General features: G+C 46.0%; 11 protein-coding genes. All 11 read left to right on the forward strand.

Annotated elements, in window-relative coordinates:
* Positions 1 to 17: 17 nt before the first annotated feature.
* The 11 genes from AC6H1S_RS06965 to AC6H1S_RS07015 all read left to right on the forward strand — a co-directional run bounded on the left by AC6H1S_RS06965 (position 18) and on the right by AC6H1S_RS07015 (position 15,544).
* On the forward strand, positions 18 to 1,859 hold the full coding sequence (locus AC6H1S_RS06965; protein WP_497565649.1) for a RagB/SusD family nutrient uptake outer membrane protein: 1,842 nt from the start codon (positions 18 to 20) through the stop codon (positions 1,857 to 1,859).
* A 19-nt stretch (positions 1,860 to 1,878) separates the two neighbouring features.
* The gene (locus AC6H1S_RS06970; protein WP_497565650.1) at positions 1,879 to 3,534 is read left to right on the forward strand and encodes a hypothetical protein; all 1,656 of its coding nucleotides are present in this window, start codon (positions 1,879 to 1,881) and stop codon (positions 3,532 to 3,534) included.
* A gap of 48 nt (positions 3,535 to 3,582) precedes the next feature.
* On the forward strand, positions 3,583 to 4,329 hold the full coding sequence (locus tag AC6H1S_RS06975) for a rhamnogalacturonan acetylesterase (protein ID WP_497565651.1): 747 nt from the start codon (positions 3,583 to 3,585) through the stop codon (positions 4,327 to 4,329).
* A gap of 1 nt (position 4,330) precedes the next feature.
* Entirely contained in the window at positions 4,331 to 5,107 is a 777-nt protein-coding gene (locus AC6H1S_RS06980; RefSeq protein ID WP_497565652.1) for a rhamnogalacturonan acetylesterase, read from the forward strand.
* Position 5,108: 1 nt separating this feature from the next.
* Positions 5,109 to 6,059 carry a pectinesterase family protein gene (locus AC6H1S_RS06985; protein ID WP_497565653.1) on the forward strand — a complete coding sequence of 317 codons (951 nt, stop codon included), beginning with the start codon at positions 5,109 to 5,111 and terminating at the stop codon, positions 6,057 to 6,059.
* Positions 6,060 to 6,130: 71 nt separating this feature from the next.
* The gene (locus tag AC6H1S_RS06990) at positions 6,131 to 7,078 is read left to right on the forward strand and encodes a pectinesterase family protein (protein ID WP_497565654.1); all 948 of its coding nucleotides are present in this window, start codon (positions 6,131 to 6,133) and stop codon (positions 7,076 to 7,078) included.
* A gap of 7 nt (positions 7,079 to 7,085) precedes the next feature.
* On the forward strand, positions 7,086 to 8,702 hold the full coding sequence (locus AC6H1S_RS06995; protein WP_497565655.1) for a glycoside hydrolase family 43 protein: 1,617 nt from the start codon (positions 7,086 to 7,088) through the stop codon (positions 8,700 to 8,702).
* Between the two features lie 137 nt (positions 8,703 to 8,839).
* Positions 8,840 to 10,510 carry a glycoside hydrolase family 28 protein gene (locus AC6H1S_RS07000; protein WP_497565656.1) on the forward strand — a complete coding sequence of 557 codons (1,671 nt, stop codon included), beginning with the start codon at positions 8,840 to 8,842 and terminating at the stop codon, positions 10,508 to 10,510.
* A gap of 1 nt (position 10,511) precedes the next feature.
* Complete coding sequence (locus tag AC6H1S_RS07005) at positions 10,512 to 12,455, forward strand: glycoside hydrolase family 88 protein (protein ID WP_497565657.1); 1,944 nt, start codon at positions 10,512 to 10,514, stop codon at positions 12,453 to 12,455.
* Positions 12,455 to 13,492: a pectate lyase gene (gene pelA / locus AC6H1S_RS07010; protein WP_497565658.1), complete on the forward strand. Its 1,038-nt coding sequence runs from the start codon at positions 12,455 to 12,457 to the stop codon at positions 13,490 to 13,492. Before AC6H1S_RS07005 ends, pelA begins: the two co-directional genes overlap by 1 nt.
* Before the next feature lie 63 nt (positions 13,493 to 13,555).
* Positions 13,556 to 15,544, forward strand: coding sequence for an alpha/beta hydrolase family protein (locus AC6H1S_RS07015; RefSeq protein WP_497565659.1), 1,989 nt, complete (start codon positions 13,556 to 13,558; stop codon positions 15,542 to 15,544).
* Positions 15,545 to 15,622: the final 78 nt, after the last annotated feature.

Raw genomic sequence — 15,622 nt, forward strand, 5'->3', positions numbered from 1 at the left:
CCTCAATACTTACGACAATGAAAAAAATTAAATATCAGATTGCTTTTTTAGTTGTAGCTATTGGAGCAATTACCCTTACCCCAAGCTGTAAAAAGGTGCTCGATTACGAATCGGATTCGTCATCATCAGAAGCCACGGTTTTTGAAAGCACTACCTATACCAATTCGGCTCTCATAGGTGTTTACAACAGGCTTTGTGGCGATAATGGCTATGGAAGCCGTATTTCAACCTTGTTTGGCGTGACCGCCGATGATTTCAAGACGTCTGGAAGCTATGCCTCGTCAGACAGGCGCGGCCTGAGCATGTACGGCGCCAGTTCAGACAACACCGATTTGATCAATCCGTTTGCCCAATTGTATTCGGGCATCGAAAGGGCTAATTTGTGCATCAAGTTTATTCCGGCTTCGACCATTTACCAAAGTGGTTCGGCCAGCGACCAGGCCTTGATGAAACGCTATTATGGCGAGGCTTTGGCCTTAAGGGCACAATTTTATTTCGAACTGATCCGCAACTGGGGCGATGTACCTCAGCGTTTTGTGCCGGCCGCCTATGCCGATAACCTGTTTCCGGCCAATGCCGACAGGGACCAGACCTACGACCAGATTTTGGCCGATTTGAAACAGGCCGAAGATTTGGTGCCATGGCGTTCGGCCGTTGCCGATTATGGCAGCTTTCGTTTTACCAAAGGAGCCATCAAAGGCCTCAGGGCCCGGATTGCTTTGGCCAGGGGCGGCTATTCGTTGAGAAGTAAATCGCACTTGATGGAAAGAAACCCAGATTACCTGAAATATTATCAGATGGCCTTAGACGAGTGCAAGGATATTATGGACAATCCAACACAGCATTCGCTTAATCCGGTTTACGAAAACGTATTTAAAACCTTGCACGGTACCCGAATGGACGATGCCCACGAACTGATGTTTGAGGTGGCCGCTTTTGGTAGCAATGCTTCTACCGACAGTAAATTAGGCTATTACAATGGCATCCGTTTCAATGCGGCTTCAACCTATGGTTCGGGTGGTGGAGGTATGAATGCCATCCCTACTTATTTTTATGAGTTTGATCCGATAAAAGATTGTAGGAGGGACGTAACCATCGGGGTTTTCGAAATTACCGCCAACTCGAAGAAACTCATCAACACGCTGAACAACTTTACCGATGCCAAGTTCAGGAAATCGTGGACGGCTTTTAATGGTTCTTCGTCATCGCAGAATTTTGCCATCAACTGGCCATTGCTGCGCTTTGCCGATGTGTTGCTAATGTATGCAGAGGCTGCTAATGAAGTCAATAATGGTCCAACCCCCGAAGCTATCGAGGCTTTGCAAAGAGTGCAAAAGAGAGCCTATGCAGGTTATGAAAATTCAATTCCGGCTACACCAACCGATAAGGCAGGGTTCTTTAATGCCATTGTTAAAGAGCGTTTATTGGAGTTTGGTGGCGAAGCCATGAGAAAATACGATTTAATCAGGTGGAACCTGATCGACAGCAAGTTTACAGAAACCCGCACCAAGTTGCGCCAGCTCATTAACGGCGAAGGGGCCTATGCCAACGTGCCTTTATATGTGTATGCCAAAGAATCGAATTATAACCTTACGCCAAGCGTTGCCGAAGTAGCCAGTTTAGATTTGTATGGCGGTGCACCATCTACCGTTTTGTTTGCACCGGGTTTGGGTTCTTCTACGGCGCCAACAGGTTATACGCTCAAAAACTGGAGAAAAGCACTAACCGAAGATAATGCCGTTACCGGTATCTCTACAGGCTTTGCCACTTATTTCGAAGCGAACAAGAAAGAATTGTTCCCTTATCCGAAAACAGCGCTGAACGAAAACCCGAACATGGTACAGAATTATGGTTATTAACGCTAAAAAATTAAATGCAATGAAGACTTTTATCCATAAAACCAGCACTAAACTGTTGCTGTTGTTTGTAGCGGTTGTTTTGGTAGCCTCCTGCAAAAAGAACGAAAACGACAACCTGGGGCCTCAACGCTTGTTCAAAGCCAGCGATGTTTCCATCAGCGCAGGACAAACTTCGGCCAAGCTCAAATGGGCCGTTCCCCTGTTTGCTGCCGGAAAGCCCCTGACCTATACGGTCGATTTTTCTACCGACCAGACTTTTGCAACCATTGCCTACACCAAAGTGGTTGATACGGCTGGCATTACCGTAACCGACGATAACATTTCGGTACGCGTGCCTTACTATGCCCGCATCAAGGCCAATGCCTATGCCGACCAACCTGAGTCGAAATATGTAATCAGTTCTTCGTTTACCTTAACGGGCATTCAATTGTTCGAAAACCCGGTACGCGAAAGTGAAATTAGAGAGAATTCCGTTACTTTGCGTTTCGCGGCCGATGCTACCTTAAGTAGCATCAAAGTAACTCCAGAGGGAGGTACGGCCATTACCGTAGCCTTAACCTCAACAGATATAACGGCTAAGCTCAAAAACATAACCGGATTAACCGGCAATGTTAAATATACAGCCGAGCTTTTCGCAGGTACCAAAAGCAAAGGTATTTTAACCTTTACCACCTTGCCGGTAACAACCTACAGCGTTAAACTTTCGCCTGGCGACGATTTGGCAGCAGCGATTACTTCGGTGGCCAATGGTGCCGTAATCGGATTGAACCCTGGTACCTATAATCTTACTACGCTAACTACTTTTATTACAGGGAAAACCATTACTTTGAAATCGACTTCTGGTACACCAAGCGATACCAAAATCAACTTCAAGGAGTTTGATCTGGAAGGCACTGGAGCAGGCATTACCTTCTCTGGATTGGAATTGGACGGAACAACGGGCGCTGCGCTTTACTTCCTAAACCTGATCGGTTCGCAGGCCAACAATGCTTCGGCTGCTACTTTTACCAATATAGTGGTTGATAATTGCATCGTGCATGCGGCTACCACCGCATTTTTGCGTGCCGATAGGGGCAGTGCGGCCAGGGATTTCAAAATTACAGGCATTACCGTCAACAACTCCATCGTGTATGATATGGGCGCCAATGGCTCGTCAAACTATTATACCTTCCACCTTAACAAATTGGAATTTACTACGCTAACCATTTCAAAATCTACTTTTTACAATGCCGGTCCAGGTTTGGTTACCGCAAGCACCACTTATGCAGGCGCTACCATTCCGGTGGTTAATATCAGCTATTCTACTTTTAACGGTTTTGGTGGCAACGCCAAGTATGCCCTGTTGGATGCCAATGCCAATCCGATCAGCTTTAGCCTACAGAACAGCATTGTAGCCAACACCCCAAAATCTGGAACTGTAAATGCCGCGGCCATAAGGTCTAGTGGTGCCGGTTCAACTTCGGTGTTTTCTTACAACAATACATTTGGTTTGTATAATGCCTTGACAGGGAATGTCGCTTTGACGTTCCCTGCAACGGTTACCCAAACCGGAAACATAGCAATAGATTTGGGTTGGACTGCCGCCACCACAACTTTTGCCTTGCCGGTAGGTTCGCCGGTAAGAACGGCAAGCAGCACCAGCATCGCTCTGGGCGATCCTAGATGGACTTATTAAAATAAACAGAGATGGAGCTTTTGGCTCCATCTTTTTTGCTCAACTATCATGTATCTACAATCGTTAAAGTCTATTTTGTTGTTGACAGCCCTTGTTGGAATTGCCACAATAACTGCTCAAAAAGCAAAGCCTGTATTGTACATCATCGGCGATTCGACAGCGGCCAACAAACAGCCTAAAGCTTTTCCAGAAACCGGCTGGGGCATGGAAATCGGGTCGTTTCTAACCGATGGCATTACAGTAGACAACCGGGCAGTAAATGGACGCAGCACCAAATCGTTCATTAACGAAAACAAATGGCAGGCCGTAGTCGACAAATTGCAACCCAGCGATTTTGTACTGATCGAGTTCGGGCACAACGACGAAAAAACCGACAAGCCCGAAGTAGGTACTACCTTGGCCGAATACAAAATCAATTTGATTAAATTTGTACAGGAAACGCAGGCTAAAAAGGCCAATCCAATACTGTTGACCCCAATTATGCGCCGCAGTTTTAAAAATGGCGTTTTTAAAGATACCCATTTGGGCTATCCCGATGTAGTCAGAAAACTGGCCGATTCGTTGCACTTGCCCTTGATCGACATGCAGCGCAAAACCGAAAAATTGATTGTGGGCCTGGGCGATGAACCCTCTAAAAAACTATTCAACTATGTAGAACCCGGCCATGTCAATTATCCAGAAGGCAAAAAAGACGATACCCATTTAAGTCCAGAAGGCGCAAAGATCATAGCGGGTTTGGTGGTTGAAGGAATCAGGGAAACTCATACCGATTTGATAAAATACCTTAAAAAGTAGCATGAAACTCTTCTTTCAATTCACTTTGTCTGTTTTGGTTGTCGGCCTTTTATCTTTCGGGCCGGCTAAAAAGACCGTGCATATTTACCTCATCGGCGATTCGACGGTGGCCGACTATAGCCTGGATTCGGGCTACATGGAGAAAAAATACCCTTTGAATGGCTGGGGGCAAGTGTTTCAGCCCTTCTTTAAAAAAGACAGCTTGGCAAAAGTTAAAAACCTAATCCAAGCAGATAGCATTGTGGTGATCGATAAGGCCCGCGGAGGCCGAAGCACCAGAACTTTTTTTGAAGAAGGCCGTTGGGCCGAAGTATTTAAGGTGCTTCAAAAAGGCGATATGGTCATGATGCAGTTTGGCCATAACGATGCGGCTGTTGATAAGCCCGAACGTTATGTAAATATCACTGGTTACAAAGAGTACCTGCGTTTGTATGTAAACCAAACCCGCGAAAAAGGTGCCATACCTGTGCTTATTACCCCGGTTAATAGAAATTATCCCTGGAAAGATGGCAAATTGAGCAATGTGCACGGCGAATATCCCAATGCGGTTAAAGAAGTGGCTCAAGAGCTCAATGTGAAATTAATCGACCTGACCCAACTGTCTATCGATGCTTTTACAGCCAAAGGGCAAGCTTATGTAACGTCGAAATATTTTATGAATTTTGACAAGGGTTTGTATCCGGGCTATCCCGAAGGACAAAAAGACAATACGCATTTCCAGCGTGAAGGTGCTGTTGCCGTAGCACAGCTGGTATTTAATGCCCTAAAAAAACTATAAGATGAAGAAAGTACTTCTGTTATTTTTTTATTGCGCAATAACTGCAATCGCGCAGGCTCAAAAGTACGATTTTGTGGTGGCGCAAGATGGAAGCGGACAGTTCAAAACCGTGCAGGAAGCCTTGAATGCCGTCCCCGATTTCAGAAAAGTAACAACAACCATTTTCATTAAGAACGGCGTTTACAAAGAGAAACTGAACCTCTCGCATTCCAAACAGTTTGTCAAGATAATTGGCGAAGATGTAGCCAAAACCATTTTGACTTTCGACGATTGGGCACAGCGCAAGAATAGTTTCGGCGAAGAAAAAGGAACGTCGGGCTCTTCCAGTTTTTACATTTACGGACCCAGTTTTTCGGCCGAAAATATCACTTTTCAAAACTCGGCCGGTCCGGTTGGCCAAGCAGTGGCCCTTTTTGTGGCGGGCGACAAAGCCAAATTCACCAATTGCCGCATGCTGGGCTTTCAAGATACCTTGTATACGTATGGTTATGGCAGCAGGCAATATTACTACAAATGCTATATCGAAGGCACGGTCGATTTTATTTTTGGGGCCTCAACAGCCGTTTTCGACGACTGCGAGATCTTCTGCAAAAAAGCAGGCTATATTACAGCCTCTTCTTCGCCCGATACCGTTAAATATGGCTACGTGTTCATGAACTGCCGTATTGTTGGCGATGCCCCTGAAAATTCCTATTTCCTGGGCCGCCCGTGGCGCCCCTATGCCAAAGCGGTATTCCTCAATTGCAATTTAGGCAAAATGATCAAAGCCGAAGGTTGGGACAACTGGGGCAAGGAAAGCAACCAGCAAACCGCCTATTATGCCGAATACAAAAGTACAGGTCCAGGCGCCAATCCTGCAGCTAGGGTAAAATGGTCGCACCAATTGGATGAAAAAACAGCAAAAGAATATACGCTAGAAAAAATATTAAATGGCTGGAACCCTAGGGAATAGCTTATTATCGATAGTCAACCATAACTACCACCCGAAAACTGTTAACCGAGAACTGCCAACTGAAAACTGATATGAAATTATTTGCCACAATCTTATGCTTCCTCATTACGCTCTCGGTTCATGCCCAAAATTATCCCAAGTCCTTAACCGTGGCACAAGATGGCAGCGGCGATTACAAAACCATTCAGGAGGCCGTAAATGCCGTGCGCGATTTATCGGAAGTACAGGTTCCCATCTATATCAAAAACGGAATTTACCAAGAGAAACTGGTCATTCCTTCTCAGAAATCGAAGATTACATTAATTGGTGAAGACAAAGCCAAAACCATCATCACTTTCGATGATTACTCGGGCAAAGGCAGCATCAACACTTACACCTCGCATACGGTTTTGGTACAAGGCAACGATTTCAGGGCCGAAAACATCACCTTTCAGAATGCGGCAGGCCCGGTGGGTCAAGCCGTGGCTTTGCATGTAGAAGCCGACCGGGTGGTTATCAAAAACTGTAACATCATAGGCAATCAGGATACGCTGTTCCCGTCGGCTGATGGCAGCAGACAGTATTACGTAGATTGTTATATTGAAGGCACTACCGATTTTATTTTTGGTGCAGCCACCGTTGTTTTTGAACGTTGCCACATCCACAGCAAAAAGAATTCGTACATCACGGCAGCCTCAACTACGCAGGCGCAGCCTTTTGGCTTTGTGTTTATCGATTGCAAACTAACCGCCGATCCTGCCTTTCAAAAGGTGTATTTAGGTCGCCCGTGGCGCCCTTACGCCAAAACGGTATTCATCCGCACCGAAATGGGAACGCACATTATGCCCGAAGGTTGGCATGTGTGGAACAACAACGAAAATCATAAAACCACCTTTTATGCCGAATATGGTTCTTATGGGCCAGGTTTTGTGAAAGAAAGCCGTGTCGACTGGTCTAAGCAGCTGAGCAAGAGCGAAGCCAAACGATATACCCTGAAAAATATTTTTGCAGGCTCCAGTACCTGGAACCCTTTGAAATAACAAACACATGAAATCATTCTTCCTTTTATCCTTCATCGCGCTCTCTCTTTCCGTAAATGCCCAACAGCAGGAACTTTCTAAGGTTTGGGTGGCCGATTTGGGTAACGGAACTTATAAAAATCCGGTGCTCGATGCCGATTATTCCGATCCGGATGTCATTCGGGTAGGCGATGATTTTTACCTGGTTTCTTCCAGTTTTGATGCCGTTCCAGGCTTGCCCATCCTGCACTCGAAGGATTTGGTTAACTGGACCATCATTGGTCATGCGCTCAAAAGACAGCCCCCTTTCGAACATTTTGCCAAAACACAGCACGGTAACGGGGTTTGGGCACCAGCCATCCGTTACCACAACGGCGAATTCTACCTTTATTATCCAGATCCCGATTTTGGGATCTACCTGACCAAGGCCAAAAATCCTGCCGGACCCTGGTCGGCACCTATCATGGTAGAAGCCGGCAAAGGTTTGATAGATCCCTGCCCATTGTGGGATGAAGATGGCAAAGCCTACCTCGTACACGCCTATGCCGGAAGCCGTGCAGGAATCAAAAGCATTATTGTGGTCAAGCAAATGAATGCGGCCGGTACACAAACCATCGACGAAGGTAAATTGGTATACGATGGACACGAATTAGATCCCACCCTCGAAGGCCCTAAATTTTATAAGCGCAAAGGCTATTATTACATTTTTGCACCGGCTGGAGGTGTGGCTACCGGCTGGCAATTGGTGCTGCGCTCCAAAAATATCTATGGCCCTTACGAGCGTAAGGTCGTGATGGATCAGGGCAAATCAACCATCAACGGTCCGCACCAAGGCGCCTGGGTTGATACGCCTGGTGGCGAAGATTGGTTCCTGCATTTTCAGGATAAGGAGGCTTATGGCAGGGTCGTGCACCTGCAGCCTATGAAATGGGTAAACGATTGGCCAGTCATTGGTCGGGATACCGATGGCGATGGCAAAGGCGAACCGGTTTTTACCTACAAAAAGCCCAACATAGCCAAAACTTATCCGAAAGCTACGCCAGCAGAAAGCGATGAATTTAACCACAACCAATTGGGTTTGCAGTGGCAGTGGCAGGCCAATCCCTTGGCAACCTGGTTTTTTTTAAACCCAGCGAAAGGAAGCTTAAGGCTATACTCGGCCAAAATGCCCGATAGCGCCAAAAACTATTGGGAGGTGCCTAATCTGCTGTTGCAAAAATTCCCGGCCGAACAATTTACGGCCACTGCCAAGCTAAGTTTTAGTCCAAATCCCAAACTCGAAAATGAAAAAACAGGATTGATCATAATGGGCCTGAGCTACGCCAATATTGCATTGAAACGTAAAAAGGACGGTATTTATTTAACTTATACCAGCTGCAAAAACGCCGAAAAGGGCAAGGCGGAAAACGAGCAGCTTGTTCAAAAGATAGAAGCCTCCGATGTGTACCTTCGTGTAAAGGTAAGCGCGGGCGCTAAGTGTCAGTTTAGCTATAGCATAGATGGCAGCAACTTTACCAATGTAGGCGAGATCTTTCAGGCCGAACCTGGTAAATGGATTGGCGCCAAAGTGGGCCTGTTTTGTGTACGGGATCAGCAAACCAACGATTCGGGCTATGCCGATTTCGATTGGTTCAGGATAAATTAAAGAAATATCCAAACTCACTACTCACCCTATCGGTAACGATTGCGCAGTTATTTTCACAGATTTTATTTTATTCCTCTTTAAAACTCAGTAGACTTGTTATGACAAAGCCAAAAACCAAAGTAAACCGTATGGCAAAAATGAAAAAAAGCACAGTGGCGCTCTTGGCCTTTTTGGCCCTTGCACCTGGCTTGGCAAACGCACAGTCGAATGCCAAGACGGCTTATTCATTTGCCAACCTGCCTTCGGTAGCTAAAACCTCTTTCAAGGCCGACACTTTGAGCATCATAAAATTCGGAGCCAAAAGCGATGGCCTCACCCTCAATACCAAAAGCATTAACGAGGCCATTGTAGCCTGCAGCCAAAAGGGCGGTGGCGTGGTGCTTATTCCGAAAGGAATATGGCTTAGCGGGCCTATCGAGCTGAAAAGCAATGTAAACCTGCACCTGCAGAAAAATGCAATACTGCAGTTTACCAGAGATTTTGATCAATATCCTTTGGTAGCCAGCAATTGGGAGGGCTTGCCTCAAATGCGCAACCAGTCGCCAATTTGGGCAACCAACCAACAAAATATTGCCATTACCGGCTATGGCATTATCGATGGTGCCGGCGATGCCTGGCGGATGGTGAAAAAAGACAAGCTTACCGAAAGCCAGTGGAAGAACCTGGTGGCCTCTGGTGGTTTGGTAAGCGACGATAAAAAGACCTGGTATCCATCAGAAAAGACCCTGAAAGGCTCAAAACTTAAAAATCCGGGAGAAATTACGCCCGACAAAACCCCAGAATTCTACCAGTCGATCAAAGATTTTTTAAGGCCCAACCTTTTGGTTTTAACTTCATGCAAAAGGATTTTGCTCGAAGGCGTTACTTTTCAGAATTCGCCAGCCTGGAACCTGCATCCTTTGATGTGCGAAGACCTGACTGTGAGGAATGTATACGCCAAAAATCCTTGGTATGCCCAAAATGGTGATGGTATCGACATCGAATCGTGCAAAAACGTATTGATAGAAGGCAGTACCTTTGATGTAGGCGACGATGGCATCTGCATCAAATCCGGTCGCGATGCGGCAGGCAGGAAACGTGGCATGCCCACCGAGAACGTCATCATTCGCAACAGTACCGTTTACCATGCCCATGGTGGCTTTGTAATCGGCAGCGAAATGTCGGGTGGTGCTAAAAATATTTTTGTTTACGATTGTTCGTTTATAGGTACAGATATTGGTCTTCGCTTTAAAACAACCAGAGGCAGGGGAGGCGTAGTTGAAAAAATATTTGTCAAGAACATCAACATGAAAGACATTATCGGCGAGGCCATCTTGTTCGATATGTATTATGCAGCGGTAGATCCGGTGCCTTTAAGTGGTGAAAAAAGAGACGCCCCTAAAGTACAGTTGCTGCCGGTTACCGAAGAAACCCCGGTGTTCAGGGATTTTCACATCAGCGATGTGGTATGCGACGGTGCGGCCAAAGCCATTTTTGTAAGGGGGCTGCCCGAATTGAGCATCAGCAATATCACTTTGGACAACCTGAGCATCAAGGCCAAAGAAGGCATCGATTTACAGGAAGCCCAAAACATCAGCTTAAATCGTGTAAATTTAGTGGTGGCCCAGGCCAACCCACTAATCAACATACAAAACGGAAATAACATCAACCTTAAAAACATCAATTACAATTCTGCCCAGTTGCTTTTCCGCATCAGCGGCGATCGCAACAGTGCCATTGTAAGTTCGGGTTTAGACAGTGGTAAAGCACAGCAAAAATCCGAATTCGTGGCAGGAGCAACAGAAAAGTCGTTGCAAATCAACAAGTAGCATGAAGAAACAGCCTTTTTTAAAGTACTTCGCATTAACCGCCTTCGCAGGTCTGACTTTTCAGGCCAATGCCCAGACCCAACCTTTGTCGCAACAAATGGCGGCAACCGTTATGGAAATTTGGAAAGATTCATTGAACCTCGACCCCGCCAATCCTAAACCCGTAAAATGGGCTTATGATCAAGGCGTGATTTTAGAAGGCATAGACGGGATTTGGAAAAGGACTGCCAACAACGAATATTTCAAGTACATGCAAAAAAGCATGGATTTCTTTGTAACCAAGGATGGTAACATCAACCGCTACAAACAAGCCGATTACAACATCGATAACGTCAAAAATGGCCGTTCGCTGCTTACCCTGTACAAAGTAACCGGACAAAGCAAATACTTCAAGGCCGCCACTTTGCTGTGGGATCAGCTGCAACAGCAACCACGTACCAAAGAAGGGGGCTTTTGGCATAAAAAGATCTATCCTAACCAAATGTGGCTCGATGGCCTGTACATGGGCGAGCCGTTTTATGCCGAGTATGCCGCTTTAATTGGCAACCAAAAAGCCTTCGACGACATTGCCAACCAGTTTATCTGGATGGAAAAAAATGCCAGAGACACTAAAACCGGTTTGTTGTACCATGGCTGGGACGAATCGAAAAGCGAGCAGTGGGCCAATAAAACCACAGGCAAATCGCCAAATTTTTGGGGCAGGGCCATGGGCTGGTACGGTATGGCGCTGGTAGATGTATTGGATTATTTTCCGCAAGATAACCCTAAACGCAAAGAACTCCTGGCCATTTTGTCCCGTTATGCAACAGCAGTGCAAAAAACACAAGATCCGAAATCGGGCTTATGGTACGATATTTTAGACCAGCCCCAAGGCAAGGGCAATTACCCTGAAGCTTCGGCATCGAGCATGTTTGTTTATACCTTGGCCAAGGCCGTACGTAACGGCTATTTGCCTTCCAGCTACTTTGCCGTGGCCGATAAAGGCTACAAAGGCATCCAAAAAGAATTTGTTGAACAGGCTGGGACCGGAAAAATCAATCTTAAAGGTACGGTAAGCGTATCGGGTTTGGGTGGCAAGCCTTACCGCGATGGCAGCTATGCCTACTACCTGAGCGAAAAAGTAATCACCAACGACCCGAAAGGCGTGGGCGCTTTTTTGTTGGCCGCAAACGAAATGGAAATGGCTGCAGCGCCAAAACTGGTATCGGGTAAAACCGTATTGCTCGATTCGTATTTCAACAGCGAAACCCGTACCGATCAAAGCAATAATGTGGTTTCTTGGCATTACAAATGGGATGAGCAGGCTAACGGCGGCTTTTCGTTCTGGGCCACCCAGTTTAACTTGGCTGGTTTTAAAACCAAGACACTGTATCAGGCACCAACTTTGGCCAATTTAAAAGAAGCTTCAGTTTACATCATCGTAGACCCTGATTTTGAGAAAGAAAACCCTAAACCCAACTTCATTGATGCAGCGGCCATCAACAACATTACAGAATGGGTGAAAGCCGGTGGTGTGCTGGTATTGATGGGTAATGATGCACCTAATGTGGAACTGACCCATTTTAACGAATTGGCGGGCAAATTTGGCGTTCATTTCAATGGCGATACCAAAGGCACGGTTCCGGTAGCTACCAATTTTGAAACGGCAAAAGTTACCATTCCGGCTGGGAATGAAATCTTTAAAAAATCGAGCAACCTCTTTATCAAGGAGTACAGCAGCCTGAAACTAAGTTCGCCAGCACAGTCTATCTTAAAAGACAAAGATGCCGACGATGTGATGTCGGTAACCAAATACGGTAAAGGCGTGGTTTATGTGATTGGCGATCCTTGGCTGTACAACGAATATGTAGATGGCAGAAAATTGCCGGCTAGCTATGATAATTTAAAAGCAGGTGCCGAATTGGTCAACTGGTTGGCCAAACAGGTTAATGCAATCAAAAAATAATGAAAATACTGAACCAAATATTTTTTACGCTGGTTTGCCTATCCCTATCGGCTTGTGCAGTGGCACAAAATACCAATGTAGCACCTGCGCAAACTGATGCAACGGCCGAAAAAATGCTAATTTACCAACTGAGTAATGGTGGCTGGCCGAAACAACTGGAAGATAAGAGCGTGGTGAAATACGAAACGCCGATAGACGATGCATTAATGGCCAAAATCAAAGCCACTACTTACCTCCATGCCACCATTGATAACAAGGCTACCAGCAGGGAAATCAATTATTTGGTAAAAGCATATCAGTCAACGCGTAACCAAGCTTACCTGAAGGCGGTTGAGAAGGGTTTGGATTATCTTTTAAAAGCCCAATATGCCAATGGAGGCTGGCCCCAATATTATCCCGACAAAAGCCTTTATCGCGCAGAAATCACTTACAATGACGATGCCATGGCCAATGTGCTGAACATCATGTTGAATATAGCCACGCAAAGCGATGATTTTGATGTAGTTGATAAAGCTTATGTGGCCAAAGCGCAAGAAGCCGTAGCAAAAGGGGTGGATTGTATGTTGAGAACACAGGTACTCCAAAAAGGAAAACCAGGCATTTGGGCGGCGCAGTACGATCAAAACAGCCTAAAGCCAGCCAAGGCCAGAAATTTTGAACCAGCTTCGCTCAGCACCTCCGAGTCGGTGGGCATTGTTCGCTTTTTGATGCGCTTAAAAAACCCTTCACCGGCAGTAAAATCCGCTATTCAAAATGCGGTGGCTTGGTTCGAGGCCAATCAGATTAAAGGCTATCGTTTTGATAAATTGCCTGACGGAAAGGATAAAGGCTTGATTGCCGACCAAAATTCGGTAATCTGGGCCCGCTTTTACGATTTCGACACCAATCAGCCCATTTTCGGCGATCGTGACAACTCGGTCAAAACCAATGTGGCCGATATCAGCTTCGAACGCAGAAATGGTTATGGCTGGTACGGTACCTGGCCTGCTAATCTGGTTTATAAAGAATATCCCAAATGGCAAAAGGCTAATCCTTAGCTCATTTGTTTATTGACAGTTGCCACCTGTCAACTGCAAACTAAAGACCCTAGGCAATTAGCAATGAAAACTTTAGGTAGAATTATATTATTTTTTGGTTTACAGTTTGTTGTGGTTTCTTGCTATTCCCAAAAGCAGTTCAATGTACTCGATTGGAAAACCGATGTCAGCCTCAATACCTATTTGGTGCAGCAAATGGATTTGCAATACCAAGACAGGCAGTTCAAGTTGACGAATGCGCTCCAAACCCGGGCTGGTATACAGGCGTATATCCAATCGGTTAAACGCAAATTCAAGGACCTAGTTGGCCAGTTGCCACCGAAGGCAGCTTTGCAAGCCCAAATCAATGGAACCATTAAGCAAAGCGGTTATCGTATCGAGAAAATAGTTTACCAAAGTTTCGAAAACCATCACGTTACAAGCAATCTCTATGTGCCCGACGGCCAAGGCAAGTTTCCGGCAGTTTTGCTTTTTTGTGGACACGAAGATGCAGCCAAGGCCACAGAATCCTATCAAAAAACAGCCATTCTATTAGCTAAAAACGGTTTTGTGGTGTTTGTTGTCGATCCTATTTCGCAAAGCGAGCGTGTGCAACTCGTTGACGAACAAGGGAAGGCACTTACCCGAGGCTCCACTACCGAACATACCTTGCTTAACCTTTCGAGCAACCTGGTGGGCAGTTCGGTGGCAGCCTACGAACTCTTTGACAATGTGCGGGCTATGGATTATTTGTGTGGCAGGCCAGAAGTAGACGTGAACAGGATAGGTTGTGCCGGGAACAGTGGCGGAGGCATGCAAACCATTTATTTTGCCGCTTTTGACGAGCGGGTAAAAGTGGTTGTGCCTTGCAGCTATTTGGCCAGCAGGGCGCATACTTTCGAAACTACGGGCGCGGCCGATGGTTGTGCGCAAATCCCAGGCGAAGGTCAAAATAACCTTGAAATGGCCGATTATCTCCTTGCCGCTGCACCAAAGCCTATACTCATATTGGCTGGACGTTATGATTTTATCGATTACCGGGGCATGTTGCAATCATTCGCCGATCTCGAAAAGGTTTACCAGCGTCTTGGGGCCTCTTCAAAACTTTCGCTTTTTACTTTCGACGATGGGCACGGCATTTCCAAACCCAAGCGCGAACGGGCGGTGCAATGGTTTCGCCAATGGTTTTATCACGATGCCAAGCCTGTTAAAGAAGAGGATTGGCCAACTTTGAGCGAGCAGGAACTGTGGGCAACAGCCAAAGGCAAAGTGAGCTTGGATTATCCTAACGAAACCAATATCACCACACAAAACCTGAAGGTATTTAAACAGCAGCAAAAATCGAGGACAGTTTTTGCCCAATTGCCCTTGACCGAAAAAAAGAAGAAAATCAGTAAACTATTAGGCATCAAACAAGTAATCGAACCTTTTGCGCTAGAACAAAAAGGCAAGGTAACAGCAGGTAGTTTGGAATTCGAAAAAATAATCTTGCGACAAGCAAATCAGGTGCCCCTGCCTTTGTTGGTCCATTATCCGAAACAAAAAGCCAAAAAAGTGGTCATTTGGCTTAGCGACAAGGGAAAAAATAAACTAGCAGATAGCATTTCGAAGCTTCAAGCCCATGTTGCGACTGATGTAGCCCTGATTTTAGCTGATGTACGCGGCGTTGGCGAAACTGCCGACAAAGCCGAGCTGAACGACCCTAAATACTTTAACCGCGAATACCGCAACGCCCTGTTGGCATTGCATGTGGGGCCACCCTTAATTGGTCAGCGTACCACAGACCTGCTCAATCTCGTTGCTATGATTGAAAGAGATGCCAACCTGCAGGGTGCAAACATCGAAATCAATGCTGTTGGGCAGTTGGCCCCAGTGGCTTTGCACGCGGCCTTGCTGGCGCCTCAAATTACGAAACTTAACCTTTATCAAAGTTCGCCAACTTACGAGCAGTTCTTGCACGAACCTTTGGCCAAAGACCGCTATGGCCTGGTTATCCCCAAGGTATTAAGCTATTACGACCTGCCTCAGCTTGTGCAATGGATAGGCCCAGAAAAAGTGCAGGTTCATCTTTAAAATGCTGGACTTTTACGGCAAGGTTCTCGGGAACGATTGCGCAAATATTTGCGCCAAAAACCCGTTTTTCCTAGCAAT

It is taken from the genome of Pedobacter sp. TM02, from assembly GCF_059705275.1.

Bases quoted from the DNA above. Each gene is read 5' to 3' on its own strand.
- AC6H1S_RS06965 (WP_497565649.1), top strand. From the start codon at position 18: ATGAAAAAAATTAAATATCAGATTGCTTTTTTAGTTGTAGCTATTGGA.
- AC6H1S_RS06970 (WP_497565650.1), top strand. From the start codon at position 1,879: ATGAAGACTTTTATCCATAAAACCAGCACTAAACTGTTGCTGTTGTTT.
- AC6H1S_RS06975 (WP_497565651.1), top strand. From the start codon at position 3,583: ATGTATCTACAATCGTTAAAGTCTATTTTGTTGTTGACAGCCCTTGTT.
- AC6H1S_RS06980 (WP_497565652.1), top strand. From the start codon at position 4,331: ATGAAACTCTTCTTTCAATTCACTTTGTCTGTTTTGGTTGTCGGCCTT.
- AC6H1S_RS06985 (WP_497565653.1), top strand. From the start codon at position 5,109: ATGAAGAAAGTACTTCTGTTATTTTTTTATTGCGCAATAACTGCAATC.
- AC6H1S_RS06990 (WP_497565654.1), top strand. From the start codon at position 6,131: ATGAAATTATTTGCCACAATCTTATGCTTCCTCATTACGCTCTCGGTT.
- AC6H1S_RS06995 (WP_497565655.1), top strand. From the start codon at position 7,086: ATGAAATCATTCTTCCTTTTATCCTTCATCGCGCTCTCTCTTTCCGTA.
- AC6H1S_RS07000 (WP_497565656.1), top strand. From the start codon at position 8,840: ATGAAAAAAAGCACAGTGGCGCTCTTGGCCTTTTTGGCCCTTGCACCT.
- AC6H1S_RS07005 (WP_497565657.1), top strand. From the start codon at position 10,512: ATGAAGAAACAGCCTTTTTTAAAGTACTTCGCATTAACCGCCTTCGCA.
- pelA (WP_497565658.1), top strand. From the start codon at position 12,455: ATGAAAATACTGAACCAAATATTTTTTACGCTGGTTTGCCTATCCCTA.
- AC6H1S_RS07015 (WP_497565659.1), top strand. From the start codon at position 13,556: ATGAAAACTTTAGGTAGAATTATATTATTTTTTGGTTTACAGTTTGTT.